This window comes from Actinomadura sp. NPDC000929, assembly GCF_040492065.1.
GTDB classification, from domain to species: domain Bacteria; phylum Actinomycetota; class Actinomycetes; order Streptosporangiales; family Streptosporangiaceae; genus Spirillospora; species Spirillospora verrucosospora.
Genome location: NZ_JBEUPA010000023.1, coordinates 1 through 14,077, shown reverse-complemented (window position 1 = coordinate 14,077; position 14,077 = coordinate 1). Strand labels below are relative to the sequence as shown.

The window sequence follows — 14,077 nt, the reverse complement described above, 5'->3', positions numbered from 1 at the left end:
GCGTGAGGAGACAACCCCCGCGCCCCCGCGTTTCATGCCGCGGCGGGGGTGAACACCCACTTCTTGTACGACCAGTAGCGGAACGCCGACCCGAGGCCGACGCCCGCGAGGAGCCCCAGGTTGTAGGCGACCCCGCCGTGCAGCCCGAGGGTGTAGTAGGTGAAGCCGGTGCACAGCACCTGGATCAGCAGCCCGACGCCGTTCAGCGCGAAGAAGATCGCGACCTCCCGGCCGGAGCCGTCGCTGTCGCGGTGCCGGAACGTCCAGAACCGGTTGAGCAGGTAGGAGGACAGCGTGGACACCACGGTCGGCACGACGACGCTCGTGACCGGGCTGCCGCCGAGCCACGCGCGCATCAGGTTGGCGCCGAAGATCATGATCAGCGTGCCGAGGCACCCCACGAAACCGAAACTGAGCAGTTCGCCGAGGAATGTCCGCAGCGCCGGGGCGGACGCGACCGTTTCGGCCGGTCCCGACCGCTGGATGGTGCTCACTCGCCCAGACCTTACCTGAGTAGGACATATACGAAGGTCGCAACCCCCGCAAAAGATCAACAGGCGCCGCCTCACCGCTCGGCCGTCACCGCCGCCGGGGCCAGCAGGACGATCAGCCCGACCAGCGCGACCGGGACGGCCAGCGCCCACGTCAGCCCCACGCCCTGCGCGATGAACCCGATGACGGGCGGGCCGCCGAGCAGGCCGAGGTAGCCGACGCCGGTCACCCGGGAGATCCCGGCCGCGGCCGGCACGCCGGGCACGTTGCCCGCCGCGCTGAAGGTGACGGGCGCCACGACCGCCACGCCGAGGCCGAACAGCGTGAATCCGGCCACCGCCGCCGTGGGGTCGCCCGCCGCGAGCCCGAGGCCGAGTCCGAGGGCGGCGGCCAGCGAGCCGCCCCGCAGCACCGGGACGGGCCCGAAGCGCGCGACGACCTGGTCGCCGGTGAGCCGGCCCACGGTCATCGCCACCGCGCACCCGGCGTAGCCGAGCCCGGCCACGCCGGGGCCCGTGCCGAGGTTCTCCCTCAGGTAGATCGCGCTCCAGTCGGCCATGGCGCCCTCCCCGACGAACGAGCACAGCCCGATGACGCCGAGCATGATCAGCGGCCGGCGCGGGGAGCGGGCGGGGGCCGGGGCGTCCCCGCCCGGTTCGGGGAGCTCGTCGGCGGAGCGGTCCAGCAGGCCGCGGCAGCCGAGGGCCAGCAAGGCGATCAGCGCCGCCGCCGCGACCGCCAGATGCAGCGGGACGGGGACGCCCGCGTGCGCGGCCGCCGACCCGGCCAGCGCCGCCAGCAGCGTCCCGATGCTGTAGGAGCCGTGCAGCCCGGACATCAGGGGACGGCCGTAGCCGCGCTCCACGGCGACGCCCTGCGCGTTCATCGCCACGTCCATGAGGCCGAGCGAGGCGCCCATCAGCAGCAGCGAGAGGATCAGCGCGCCGAGGTTCCAGGCCAGGCCGAGCGGGACCAGCGCCAGCGCGCCCGCGGCCCCCGCCGCGATCGTCGTCGCGCGGCTGCCCCACCGGCCGACGATCCGCCCCGCGAACCGGACCGCCGCGACGACGCCCACGGGCGCGCCGAGCAGCGCCACGCCCATCGCGCCCTCGCCCAGCCCGAGATGCTCCTTGATCTGGGGGATGCGGGCGACCCAGGCGGCGCCGAGCAGGCCGTGCGCGGCGAACGCCAGCGTCACCGCGGCGCGCGCCCGGGACAGCGTCGTGATCTTGTCGGTAACCACTCGGCAGACTGTACGTCGCCGGCGCGGCCGGGCCGGCCCGGCCGCCTCACGCCAGGTCCGCGAGCGGCACCCCCGGGTCGGCGAGGCGGGCGGCGTCCACGGGGCGCTCGGAGCGGATCAGTGCCTGGACGTCCCCGGTGACGTCCCACACGTTGACGTTCATGCCGGCGACGACCCGCCCGCCCGACAGCCAGAACGCGATGAACTCCCGTCCCGGGACGTCCCCGCGGTACACGACCTCGTCGTACTCCCCCGGCGCCGCGACGCCCGACATCTCCATGCCGAGGTCGTACTGGTCGCTGAAGAAGTAGGGGAGCTGGTCGTGGACGACGTCCCGGCCGAGCATCGCGCGGGCCGCGGCGGGACCTCCGTTCAGCGCGTTCGCCCAGTGCTCCACGCGGATCCGGCGGCCGAGCAGCGGGTGGTAGGCGTTGGCGACGTCCCCGGCCGCGTAGATGTCGGGATCGGACGTGCGCAGCGACTGGTCGACGAGGATCCCGTCGGACACCTCCAGCCCGGCCGCCTCGGCGAGCCCGCTGTTGGGCCGCACCCCGATGCCGACGATCACGACGTCCGCGGGCACCTCCGCGCCGCCCGAGGTCACCACCGCCGAGACCTGGCCGGCGCCCCAGAACCCGGCCACGCCCTCGTCCATCCGCAGGACCACTCCGTGCTCGCGGTGCAGGTCGGCGAACATGCCGCCGAGCTCGGGCCCCATCGCGGCGTGCAGCGGCACCGGCTCCGGCTCGATCACCGTCACCTCGTTGCCGTGCGCGCGGGCGGCGGCCGCCGTCTCCAGCCCGATCCAGCCCGCCCCGGCCACCACGACCCGGCGGCCGCCGGGCGCCAGCGCCTGCTTCAGCGCGGCCGAGTCGGCCATCGTCCGCAGGTAGTGGATGCCCTGGAGCTTGGAGCCCGGCACGTCCAGCCGGCGCGGGGACGCGCCCGTCGCCAGCAGCAGCTTGTCGTAGGCGACCGGCTCGTCGGTGGACAGCCGGACCTGGTGCGCCCCCCGGTCGACGGCCGCGACGGACGTGCCGGCCCGCAGTTCCACATCGTGCTTGTCGTACCAGTCCGCCTCGTGGACGTGGGCCTTGTCCCGGGGCTCCTTGTCCAGCAGGAACCCCTTGGACAGCGGAGGCCGCTCGTACGGCCGCTCGATCTCCTCCCCGACCAGCAGCACCCTTCCCGCGAAGCCCTCCTCACGGAGCGTCTCGGCCGCCTTGGCCCCGGCCAGGCCGGCGCCGGCGATGACGAACGTCTCCTCGGGCATGGTGACCTCCTGTAGTGGACCTGTAGCTATCCCTACAGCGGCGCCTGCCACGAGACAAGGGTCCGTCGGCTGGCGCGTCGAGGCGTGTCCCCCGCCCGCGCCGGGCCGTCCCCCGGGTCAGTACCCGCGTCCGCCCAGCATGCGGTGGCGGGCCATCGCCGACAGGTCGGTCAGGGAGGCGATCTGGTCGATCACGGCGCGCAGCCGGGCGGCGTCGTCGGAGGCGTCCGTGAACGCGTCGCGGAAGCCCGGGTCGAGGGTCTCCGGCGCGCCCGCGAGCATCATCTCCGCGAGTTCGGTGATCAGCGTCCGCTGGCGGGCCCTGACCTCCTCGTGGCTGATCCACACGTAGTGCGCCGTGATGCCCTTGAGCAGGGCGTTCTCCAGCCGCTGCCGCCGCGGCACGATCAGTTCCGCCGCGTAGCGGGTGAGCGGGCGGTCGCCGTAGGCCTCCCGCGTGGCGGTCTCGGCGGCCAGGCAGAACCGCCCGATCAGGGTGCTGGTCAGGTTCTTGAGGGCGGCGTGGCTGCGCGGGGTGCCGTCGTAGCGGTCGGGCCAGCAGGGCTCGGCGAGCAGCGCGGCGAAGCGCTCCTCCAGCTCGGCCTGGCCGGCGTCGGGGCAGTACAGCTTCGCCGCCGTGGCGGCGACGAGGCGGCGCTCGGCGGGGTCGGCGAGGCGGTTGAAGTCGACGTGCCCGGCGACCAGCGCGTCCTCCAGGTCGTGGACGGAGTAGGCGACGTCGTCGCTCCAGTCCATGACCTGGGCCTCGAAGCAGGCGCGGCCCGGCTCGGCGCCGTCGCGCACCCAGCGCGCCACGTCCGCGTCGTCGTCGTAGACGCCGAACTTGCCGTTCACGGCCTCGGCCTGCGACCACGGGTACTTCATCGCGGCGTCCAGCGCGGCGCGGGTCAGGTTGAGGCCGACGCTGCGTCCGTGCAGGGGCGGGCCGTCGGCGGCGAAGGACTTCGGCTCCAGCCTGGTCAGGACGCGCAGGCTCTGCGCGTTGCCCTCGAACCCGCCGCAGTCGCGGGCGACGATGTCGAGCGCGTACTCGCCGTTGTGCCCGAACGGCGGATGCCCGATGTCGTGCGACAGGCAGGCCGTCTCCACCAGGTCGGGGTCGCAGCCGAGCGACTTGCCCAGTTCGCGGCCGACCTGCGCGCACTCCAGCGAGTGGGTGAGGCGGGTGCGCAGGCTCTGCACGGTGTCGGCCACGGCGTCGGCGCCGGGCGAGGCGACCTGCGTCTTGGCGGCCAGCCGGCGGAGGGCGGCGCTGTGCAGCACCCGGGCCCGGTCGCGTTCGAACGCCGTGCGGTCGCGCCGCTTGGGGGGCTCGGGCGCCCAGCGTTCCTTGTCACGGCCGTGGTAGCCCGTGGTCACGTTGATCGTCATGTCCCTATCCAGGGTAGAGGGCCGCGAGGGTCCTCAGCGGCCCGGCGACGGCGAGGACGGGGGCGGGGACGACGACGAGGGCGCGGACGACGAGGGCGTCGCGGACGGGTCGATGTGGATCCGCTTGATGGTCTCGTCCGGCACCTGGACGCTCTTGCCCAGCAGCACGTACGACAGGTACCCGCCGGTCTCGCGAACGATGTAGTGGAACTGGGTGTCGCGGGTCTGCACGCTGGGGCCGCTGCGGGTCGGCGACGCGGCGGCCTTGATGCCGCTGTCCTCGGCCATCTTCTTGGACCGCAGCCCGTGCCACGGGTCGGTGACGATCACGCCCGAGGACCAGTGGTGCCGGTCGAACTCCTTGCCGACGGCCTTCATGCTCTCCAGCGTGTCGCGACCGACGGGCACCTCGAAGACCCGGGAGGCGGGCACGCCGCCCTTGGTGATCAGCCAGTTCCGGCCGGCCCCCGCCTCGGTGTAGTTGTCGCCGGGGGCCTTGCCCCCCACCGTCACGATGGCCGGCGCGACCCCGTGGCGGTACAGGTCCAGGGCGTGCTGGAGCCGCCATTTCAGCGTCGGGGACGGCACCCCGTTGTACTGCGCGGCGCCCAGCACGATGATCGCGTCCGAGCGGGGCCGCTCGTCCTGGCGGGCCTGGTGCCAGATCCGCGCGCCGACGGCGAGCGGCGTCAGCACCGCGATCGCCAGCAGCCCGGTAAGGATCCCGGCCGGGATCGCGAACCAGGGCGACCGGCGCCACCGGCCGCGCCCACGGCGCCGCCGCGGCCCGTCCGCCCGCTCGTCGGGACCGTCCGTCTCATCGTCTTCCGGCGTGAACTCCGGCAACTCCGCTTCCAACGTCATCGCATCGGACACGTTAGTGAGATGTTCCGGCATGCGCGCCAGGTTCGCCAGGACGGCGTGTCATCCGTCCCACATCGGTCCCGGCGGCCGGGCGCGGTGGCCCCGGCCGCCGGGCGGGACGTCAGCGGCTGTCGCTGCCCCCGGAGGCGTCGGCGGCCTCGATGGCCGCGCGGCCCGCCTCCAGCCGCGCCACGGGGATGCGGAACGGCGAGCAGGACACGTAGTCGAGGCCCACCTCGTGGCAGAAGTGCACCGAGTCGGGGTCGCCGCCGTGCTCGCCGCAGATGCCGAGCTTGAGACCGGGCCGCGCCCGGCGGCCCTCCTCGGCGGCGATGCGCACGAGCCTGCCGACCCCCTCGCGGTCGAGGGTCTCGAACGGCGACACCCCGAAGATCCCGAGCTCCAGGTAGCGCGAGAAGAACGCCGCCTCCACGTCGTCGCGGGAGAAGCCCCAGGTCGTCTGGGTGAGGTCGTTGGTGCCGAAGGAGAAGAACTCGGCGGCCTCGGCGATCTGCCCGGCGGTCAGCGCCGCCCGGGGCAGCTCGATCATCGTGCCGATCAGCGCCGGGACGTCGACCCCGCTCGACTCCCTGACCGCGGCGAGGATGTCGCGCGCCTCGTCGCGCACGGCCTCCAGCTCCTGGACCGCCCCGACCAGCGGGATCATGATCTCCGGGCGCGGGTCGCCGCCGGCCCGCCTGCGCGCCGCCGCGGCCTCGGCGATCGCGCGCACCTGCATCGCGAACAGACCGGGAATCACCAAACCCAGCCGCACGCCGCGCAGGCCCAGCATAGGGTTCTGCTCGTGCAGTCGGTTGACTGCTTCGAGCAGTCTCCGGTCCTTGGCGTCCGCTTCGTCGCCCGCGAGCGCGACCCTGACCGACAGCTCGGTGATGTCGGGGAGGAACTCGTGCAGCGGCGGGTCGATGAGCCGGATGGTGACGGGCAGTCCGTCCATCGCCTCGAAGATGCCCTCGAAGTCGCTCTTCTGGAGCGGCTCCAGGGCGTCCAGCGCGGCCTGCCGCTCGTCGTCGTCCTCGGCGAGGATGAGCTGCTCGACGAGCTGCCGCCGGTCGCCGAGGAACATGTGCTCGGTGCGGCACAGCCCGATGCCGGCGGCGCCGAACCGGCGGGCCCGGGCGGAGTCCTCCGGGTTGTCGGAGTTCGCGCGGACCTTCAGCGCGGCCCGCGCGTCGGCGTGCCGCATGACCCGGTCCACGGCCTTGACGAGGTCGTCGCCGTCCTCGACCGCCAGCTGCCCCTCGAAGTAGCGGACGACGGGCGAGTCCTCGACCGCCACCTCCCCGAGGTAGACCTCGCCGGACGACCCGTCGATCGAGATGACGTCGCCCTCCCGGACCGTGACGCCGCCGGGCGCGGTGAAGTGGCCGCCCTTGACGTCGACGTCGAGCTCCTCGGCGCCGCAGACGCACGTCTTGCCCATGCCGCGCGCGACGACCGCGGCGTGCGAGGTCTTGCCGCCGCGGGAGGTCAGGACGCCCTTGGCGGCGACCATGCCGGCGAGGTCGTCGGGGTTGGTCTCGCGGCGGACGAGGATCACGTCCTCGCCCCGCTCGGCCAGCTCCACCGCGCGTTCGGAGGTGAACACGGCCTTGCCGACGGCCGCGCCGGGCGAGGCGTTCATGCCCTTGGTGATCTTCTTGACCCCGTCCACCCGGTCGGTGAAGCGGGGGAACATCAGCTGGGCGAGCTGGTCGCCGGTGACGCGGCGGGCGGCCTCGTCCAGGTCGATGAGGCCCTGGTCGAGCAGCTGGCAGGCGATCCGGAACGCCGCGCCGGCGGTCCGCTTGCCGACCCGGGTCTGCAGCATCCACAGCTTCCCGCGCTCGATCGTGAACTCGATGTCGCACATGTCGCGGTAGTGGTTCTCCAGCGTCTCCATGATCTCGAGCAGCCGGTCGTAGGACGCCTTGTCGATGCGCTCCAGTTCCTTCAGCGGGACGGTGTTGCGGATGCCCGCGACGACGTCCTCGCCCTGGGCGTTCTGGAGGTAGTCGCCGTAGATGCCCTGCTGCCCGGACGCGGGGTCCCGGGTGAAGGCGACACCCGTCCCCGAGTCCAGGCCCATGTTGCCGAAGACCATCGAGCAGATGTTGACGGCCGTGCCGAGGTCGACGGGAATGCGCTCCTGCCGCCGGTAGAGGATGGCGCGGGGCGCGTTCCAGGAGTTGAACACCGCCTCGATGGCCAGGTCCATCTGCTCGCGCGGATCGGTCGGGAACTCGCGGCCCGTCTTCTCCCGTACGATGACCTTGAACCGGTCGACGAGCTCCCTGAGGTCCCCGGCGGTCAGGTCGCCGTCGTCGTCGCTGCCCCTGGCCCGCTTGACGTCCTCGACGGCGTCCTCGAACAGGTCGCCGTCGATGTCCATGACGGTCTTGCCGAACATCTGGATCAGCCGGCGGTAGGAGTCCCACGCGAACCGCTCGTCGCCCGCCTGCGAGGCGAGGCCGTGGACGGACTCGTCGTTCAACCCGACGTTGAGGACGGTCTCCATCATGCCCGGCATGCTGAACTTGGCGCCGGACCGCACGCTGACCAGGAGAGGGTCGTCGCTCTGGCCGAGCTTCTTGCCCATCGCGGACTCCAGGTCGGCCAGGTGCCGGTTCACCTCGTCCGCCAGGCCGTCGGGCAGGCTCCCGTGCTCGAGGTAGTGCCGGCAGGCCTCCGCGGTGATCGTGAACCCCGGCGGCACGGGCAGGCCGAGATTGGTCATCTCGGCCAGGTTGGCGCCCTTGCCCCCCAGGAGGTCCTTGAGGTCCTTGTTTCCCTCAGTGAAGTCGTACACGAACTTCCGCACGGGGAGCTCCTTCTCGCTCCGGTTCCACCCAGTGGCAGTTCCGGGCCCGCCTCCGCGGGGCGCGCGGCGTCGCGTCACCCCAGGCGGCGGCGGGTCCGCTGCCCTGTTTGCCGGGACTGTACCCGCGAACCCGAGACTTGCTCGGCGCCCGGTGCGCCGAGGGGAGTTATCCCAGCTCAGACCGCGGATAATGGTCTATTCCAATAGGGAGACCAGGGACACACCGCTCCAACCGCACCGCCCGGGCGCCCCGTCCCGGGGGGCGGCCCGTACCCAAGACACGCCCATCGCGTGGGAGAGGGAATGATGAATCAAGGAGGTGACGTTGTGAGGCCGAAGGTCGCCGGCGGCCGGGCGGGAGATCCGTTCGCCCCCATCGCCGATTTCGGGTTCCTGTCCGACTGCGAGACGACCGCCCTGGTCGCGCCCAGCGGCAACATCGAGTGGATGTGCCTGCCCAGGATGGACTCGCCCAGCGTGTTCGGCTCCATCCTGGACCGGGACGCCGGATACTTCCGGGTCGGCCCCGCGGGCGTGGAGGTGCCCGCCGCGCAGCGCTACATCCCGGGGACCATGGTGATGGAGACCACCTGGTGGGTGCACGGCGGCTGGCTGGTCGTGACGGACGCGCTGCTCATGGGCCCGTGGCACCACGAGACGGAACGGTCCCACACGCACCGCAGGGCGCCGACCGACTACGACGCCGACCACGTCCTGCTGCGGATGGTGCGTTGCGTGAACGGGCAGGTGCAGGTCCGCCTCGACTGCATGCCGGTGTTCGACTACGGGCAGACGCCGGCGCGCTGGGAGCACACCGGCTCCGGCTACCACGAGGCCGCCGCGCGCGGCAACGGCGTCGGCCTGCGGCTCACCACCGACATGAACGTCGGGTTCGAGGGGTCGCTCGCCACGTCCCGGACGCTGCTGAAGCAGGGCGAGTCCCGTTTCGTGGCGCTGTCCTGGAGCGAGCACGCGGCGCCCTCCTCGTGGGAGGAGGCGCAGGAGCGGCTCGTCTGGACCGTCCACCACTGGCAGCACTGGCTTGACCGGGGCCGGTTCCCCGACCACCCGTGGCGCAGCCACCTGCAGCGCAGCGCGCTGACGCTGAAGGGGCTGACGTTCGCCCCGTCCGGCGCGGTCGCGGCCGCGGCGACGACGTCGCTGCCGGAGACGCCGGGCGGCGACCGGAACTGGGACTACCGCTACACCTGGATCCGCGACTCCACGATGGCCCTCTGGGCGTTCTACACGCTCGGCTACGACTGGGAGGCCAACGACTTCTTCTACTTCATCACCGACGTCGCCGAGGCCGCCGAGGGCAAGCTGCAGATCATGTACGGGCTGGACGGGCGCGAGGAGCTGCCCGAGTCCACGCTCGACCACCTCACCGGCTACGACAACGCCCGCCCGGTGCGCATCGGCAACGAGGCGTACATGCAGGCGCAGCACGACGTGTGGGGCGCGATCATCGGCTCCATCTACCTGTTCGTGCGCAAGCGGGACCGGCTCGACGACCGGCTGTGGAAGATCGTCGTCAAGCAGGTCGAGGACGCCCTCGCCAACTGGCGGACGCCCGACTGCGGCATGTGGGAGGTGCGCGGCGAACCGCAGCACTTCACCTCCTCCAAGGTGTTCTGCTGGGTCGCGGCCGACCGCGGGGCGCGGCTCGCCCGCATCCGCGGCGACCAGGAGCGGGCGCTGCGCTGGCAGGCCGCGGCCGACGAGATCCACGCCGACGTGCTCGCCAACGCGCTGGACGAGCGCGGCGTCTTCACCGCCCACTACGGCGCGACGGCCCTGGACGCCTCGGCGCTGCTGATCCCGCTGCTCGGCTTCCTGCCCGCCGACGACAAGCGCGTCCGGGAGACCGTCCTCGCCATCGCCGACGAGCTGTCGGAGGACGACCTCGTCCTGCGCTACCGCGCGTCGGAGACCGACGACGGGTTCGAATCGGACGAGGGCACCTTCACGATCTGCTCCTTCTGGCTGGTCAGCACCCTGGTGATGGTCGGCGAGCTGGAGCGGGCCCGCGCCCTGTGCGAGAAGCTGCTGTCCTACGCGAGCCCCCTGCAGCTGTACGCCGAGGAGATCGACCCGCACACCGGCCGCCACCTCGGCAACTTCCCGCAGGCCTTCACCCACCTGGCGCTGATCAACGCCGTCATGCAGGTGATCAGGGCGGAGAATCCCTCGGACCAGCCGCCCCTCGCCTGACCCCCGGACCCGTGGCCGGGCCGGTCCCCGGCCACGGGATTCCTTCATCACGACTCGGCGACGACCACCCAGAACACCGGTTTTTACCGAATTGTCCGGCCTACCGTTTCGCCGTGACCACGCCACCATCTCCTGACGACGACCCGGCCGTCCCCGAACCGCCTCCCGCCTGGGCGCTCCCCGACACGCGCGCACCCGCCGCCGAAGCCCCGGCCGCCCCACCGGACGAGACCTCGCCCGCGGACGATCCGGAGCCCTCGCCCACCGCGGGCGAGCGGCCCGGCCGGGCGCGGACGAACGGCTTAGCCATCGCCGCCCTGGTCACCGGTGCCGTGGGCCTGGTCCTGTTCGCGATCGCCTTCGCCGTCGCCGCCCTGGTGCAGATCCGCCGCCGGGGAGGCGGCGGCAGGGGTCTCGCGCTCGGCGGGCTCGGCGCCTCGGCGGCCTGGCTCGCGGCGGCGGCGATCATCGCGACGCTGTTCGGCGACTCGCTGTTCTCGGCCGGAGAAGCAGAGGCCGATCCGCGTCAGCGGGACGGCTACGTGCTGTCGTCGACCCTGAAGGTGGGTGACTGCTTCACGGCGCAGACCCATGACCCGGCCGATCCGAACGTGTATCCCAGCCCCTGCGCCAGCCCCCATAACGGTGAGGTGGTCGCCAAGGCGACGCTCCCCGCCGGCCCCTTCCCCGGAGTCCAACGGCTCGCCGCCCAGGCGGCGGCGCTGTGCGAGGAACGCACCCCGGACAACGTCAAGAAGATCGTGGACGACGATTTCGACGCGCGGACCGAGCTCCCCAAGCGCAAGGACTGGGAGAGCGGGAAGCGGACTGTGACGTGCACGCTCGTCTACGTCGGCGAGGACAAGTCGCTCACCGCACCGCTCAGCCGCGCCGTGATCACTCCCCGGCACGAGGCGATGTTCGAGCAGGGCGAATGCCTGGAGAAGTGGGACGAGAGCATGACCCCTCCGGTCGTGGACTGCGATCTGCCGCATCAGTTCCAGGTGCTGGCGACGTACAAGCTCCAGGGCAAGGAGTACCCGGGCATAAAGAAACTCGAAAAGATGGCCTCGGAGGGCTGCGCGAGGCGGGCGGCGGACATCTGGAAGGGCGATCCGCCGCCCGACCGCGTCTCCGCCACGTTCGCCACGCCGACCAAGCAGCAGTGGAGACTCGGCTATCGGGACGTGTACTGCCTGATCACGGGCGGCAATAACGGGCCGCTCAAGCGGTCGTTCGTGCCGAAGAAGTGACGTCCCCCTCCGGGCCGCCGCCGGGGAGGGCGGCGGCCCGGGGGGCGTCAGACGACCGCGCCCGAGCTGCCCGGGGTCCGGCGGACCGGCCTGGACTTCTGCTTGCTCTGGGGCGGCGGGGTCTTGGCGTGGCGCTCCAGGACGACGGCCAGCGGCGTCGCCGTGAAGACGCTGGAGTACGTGCCGACGACGATGCCGATCAGGAGCGCGACGGCGAAGTCGGTCAGGGAGTCGCCGCCGAGGACGGCCAGCGCCGCCAGGATGAACAGGGCGCCCACGCCGGTGTTGATCGTCCGCGGGACCGTCTGCAGCGTGCCGCGGTTGGCGATGTCGGCGAACCTCCCCCTGGGGTTCGCCGCCCACATCTCCCGGACCCGGTCGAACACGACGACCGAGTCGTTCACCGAGTAGCCGATGATCGTGAGCAGTGCGGCGAGGAAGACGCCGTCGATCGGCTTGCCCAGCCAGGCGAAGATCCCGGTGACGATCGCGATGTCGTGGAACATGGCGAGCACCGAGCCCGCCGCGAACGTCCAGCGGAACCGGATCGTCAGGTAGGCGAGCTGGGCCAGCAGGGCCACGCCGAGGGCGATGAGGGCCTTGGTCCGCAACTCCTCCCCCAGGCTGGGGCCGATCAGCTCGTCGCGCTGCTTGACGGCGCCGCCGCCCTCCTTCGCGAGGGCGTCCCGGATGCGCTTCTCCTCCGCGTTGCCGAGGTCGGCCGTCCGGACCGAGATGTCGTCCTTCCCCGAGGTCTGGACGACGGCGCGCGGGAATCCGGCCTCGGCGACGGCAGCGCGGGCGGCGTCGATGTCGACGTGCCTGGAGGTGGAGTACTCGACCAGGCGGCCGCCGGTGAACTCCACGCCGTAGTTCAGGCCGCGGGCGAAGATCCCCGTGACGGCGAGGACGACGGCGAGCGCGGAGACGCCGAGCCACAGGCGGCTGCGCTTCATCAGGTCGGGGCCGCTGTCCTCCAGCCACCGCCGGATGCGGCCGGCGCCGCCGATGCCGCCCGCCCTGCCCTTGCTGAGCCGGGGCATGCGCGCGGCGGCGGCGTCGGTGAGGACCCGGCTCAGCAGCATCGCCGAGACGAGGGAGCCCAGCACGCCGATGGTCAGCGTGACGCCGAAGCCCCTGACCGGCCCGGAGGCCAGGAAGAACAGCAGGCCCGCGGCCAGCACGGTGGTGGCGGCGGAGTCGGCGATCGCCGACCACGCCTTGGTGAACCCGACGGCCAGCGCCGTCCGCGCGCTGCGCCCCGGCGCGGCGGCGCGCTCCTCTCTCGCGCGCTCGAAGGCCAGCACGTTGGCGTCGATCGCCATGCCGATGGCCAGGACGAACCCGGCGAGCCCCGGCAGCGTCAGGGTGGCGCCGACCGCGACGAGAGCCCCGTAGGAGATGAGCGCGTACCCGGCGAGCGCGACCGTGGCGAGCAGGCCCGCCAGCCGGTAGACGGCCACGATGAACAGGCCGGTGAGGACGATGCCGATGACGGCGGCGCGGGCGCTGGCGTCGATCGCCTCGTCGCCGAGCGTCGGGCCGACCACCCGCTGCTCGATGATCTTCACGGGGACGGGCAGCGAGCCGCCCTGGATGAGGGCCGCGAGGTCCTTGGCCTCGGTAGGGCTGAAGTCCCCGGTGATCTGGGTGGAGCCGCCGGTGATGCCGACGCCGCAGGCGACGCTCTCGGTGACCTGCGGAGAGGAGATCACCTTGCCGTCCAGCACGATGGCGACGCGGCGCTCGTCCCCCGCCGCGCAGGCGGCCTTGGCGGTCAGCCGCTCCCAGGTGGCGCCCCCGCCGCCCTTGAACCGGACGTCGACGGCCCAGCCGCCGAGGTTCTGCGGGTCGTAGGAGGCGCTCGCCGACCCGATCCCGGCACCGGTGAGCGCCGCGGGGCCGATCAGGATCTGCTGACCGCTCTCATCGGGGATCAGCTGCTGCCCCGCCGCGGGCGTGCCGGCGGCGGGCAGCACCGGGTGCGCCGTGAGCTGCGCGGTCTTGCCGATGGCGGCGGCGGCGCGGGTCGGGTCCTGGACGTCCGGCAGTTCGACGATCAGGCGCCGGTCGCCGGAGCGGGTGATGGACGACTCGGCGACCCCGAGCGCGTCGACGCGCCGTTGCAGCACCTCGCGGGCGCGGTCGGTGGACTCCCGGTCGGCCATCACGGCCGGGGAGTCCTGCGTCTCCAGGACGATCTGGGTGCCGCCGCGGAGGTCGAGGCCGAGGCGGGCGGGTTTGGACCAGGCGAAGTAGAACGATGTGGCGAGCACGGCGAACGCCAGTACCGCCCGCACCACGTTGGCGCGAGTCAAGGGGAACCTCCACACAGGGGTTTCGGTGCCGCACGTCGACGTGCGGCACCGGGGACAGAGAGCTCAGATCCCTGTGGAGGCGGGCGGAGCGCGCCCGCGCGGGGCGCCCCGCGGCGCGACGTCGGGCGTGACGTGCGCGGAGCCGGCCCTGACGAGGCGCCCGGACGGCGGCCGGGTCTCGTCGCCGGAGGCGGGGGGCGTCGCGTG

General features: G+C 72.7%; 9 protein-coding genes. 2 read left to right on the top strand and 7 right to left on the bottom strand.

All coding sequences use genetic code 11. The annotated features are described in order from the left end of the window. Positions 1–32: 32 nt before the first annotated feature. From ABWI04_RS11510 to ppdK, 6 genes are all read right to left on the bottom strand, one after another. The gene (locus ABWI04_RS11510) at positions 33–494 is read right to left on the bottom strand and encodes a GtrA family protein (RefSeq protein WP_345174484.1); all 462 of its coding nucleotides are present in this window, start codon (positions 492–494) and stop codon (positions 33–35) included. A gap of 71 nt (positions 495–565) precedes the next feature. Beyond that, entirely contained in the window at positions 566–1,735 is a 1,170-nt protein-coding gene (locus tag ABWI04_RS11505) for an MFS transporter (protein WP_353832352.1), read from the bottom strand. Positions 1,736–1,781: 46 nt separating this feature from the next. Then, a complete protein-coding gene (locus tag ABWI04_RS11500) occupies positions 1,782–3,008 on the bottom strand; it encodes an NAD(P)/FAD-dependent oxidoreductase (RefSeq protein WP_353832351.1) in 1,227 nt (408 codons plus the stop codon). A 117-nt stretch (positions 3,009–3,125) separates the two neighbouring features. Next, positions 3,126–4,400 (bottom strand): deoxyguanosinetriphosphate triphosphohydrolase, encoded by a 1,275-nt coding sequence (locus ABWI04_RS11495; protein WP_353832350.1) that lies wholly within the window; start codon positions 4,398–4,400, stop codon positions 3,126–3,128. A gap of 33 nt (positions 4,401–4,433) precedes the next feature. Next, positions 4,434–5,264, bottom strand: coding sequence for a YdcF family protein (locus ABWI04_RS11490; RefSeq protein ID WP_353832349.1), 831 nt, complete (start codon positions 5,262–5,264; stop codon positions 4,434–4,436). Positions 5,265–5,385: 121 nt separating this feature from the next. Continuing rightward, a complete protein-coding gene (gene ppdK / locus ABWI04_RS11485) occupies positions 5,386–8,085 on the bottom strand; it encodes a pyruvate, phosphate dikinase (RefSeq protein WP_353832348.1) in 2,700 nt (899 codons plus the stop codon). Positions 8,086–8,412: 327 nt separating this feature from the next. On the opposite strand from ppdK, the gene ABWI04_RS11480 reads away from it, so the two are divergent. Beyond that, positions 8,413–10,299, top strand: coding sequence for a glycoside hydrolase family 15 protein (locus ABWI04_RS11480; protein ID WP_345174468.1), 1,887 nt, complete (start codon positions 8,413–8,415; stop codon positions 10,297–10,299). A gap of 113 nt (positions 10,300–10,412) precedes the next feature. Next, positions 10,413–11,552: a septum formation family protein gene (locus ABWI04_RS11475; RefSeq protein ID WP_353832347.1), complete on the top strand. Its 1,140-nt coding sequence runs from the start codon at positions 10,413–10,415 to the stop codon at positions 11,550–11,552. 47 nt (positions 11,553–11,599) lie between these two features. Here the strand turns inward: ABWI04_RS11475 and secD are convergent, their stop codons facing one another. Further along, a complete protein-coding gene (gene secD / locus ABWI04_RS11470) occupies positions 11,600–13,870 on the bottom strand; it encodes a protein translocase subunit SecD (RefSeq protein ID WP_353832346.1) in 2,271 nt (756 codons plus the stop codon). Between the last annotated feature and the right edge of the window lie 207 nt (positions 13,871–14,077).

Bases quoted from the DNA above. Each gene is read 5' to 3' on its own strand.
- ABWI04_RS11500 (WP_353832351.1), bottom strand. From the start codon at position 3,008: ATGCCCGAGGAGACGTTCGTCATCGCCGGCGCCGGCCTGGCCGGGGCC.
- ABWI04_RS11495 (WP_353832350.1), bottom strand. From the start codon at position 4,400: ATGACGATCAACGTGACCACGGGCTACCACGGCCGTGACAAGGAACGC.
- ABWI04_RS11490 (WP_353832349.1), bottom strand. From the start codon at position 5,264: ATGACGTTGGAAGCGGAGTTGCCGGAGTTCACGCCGGAAGACGATGAG.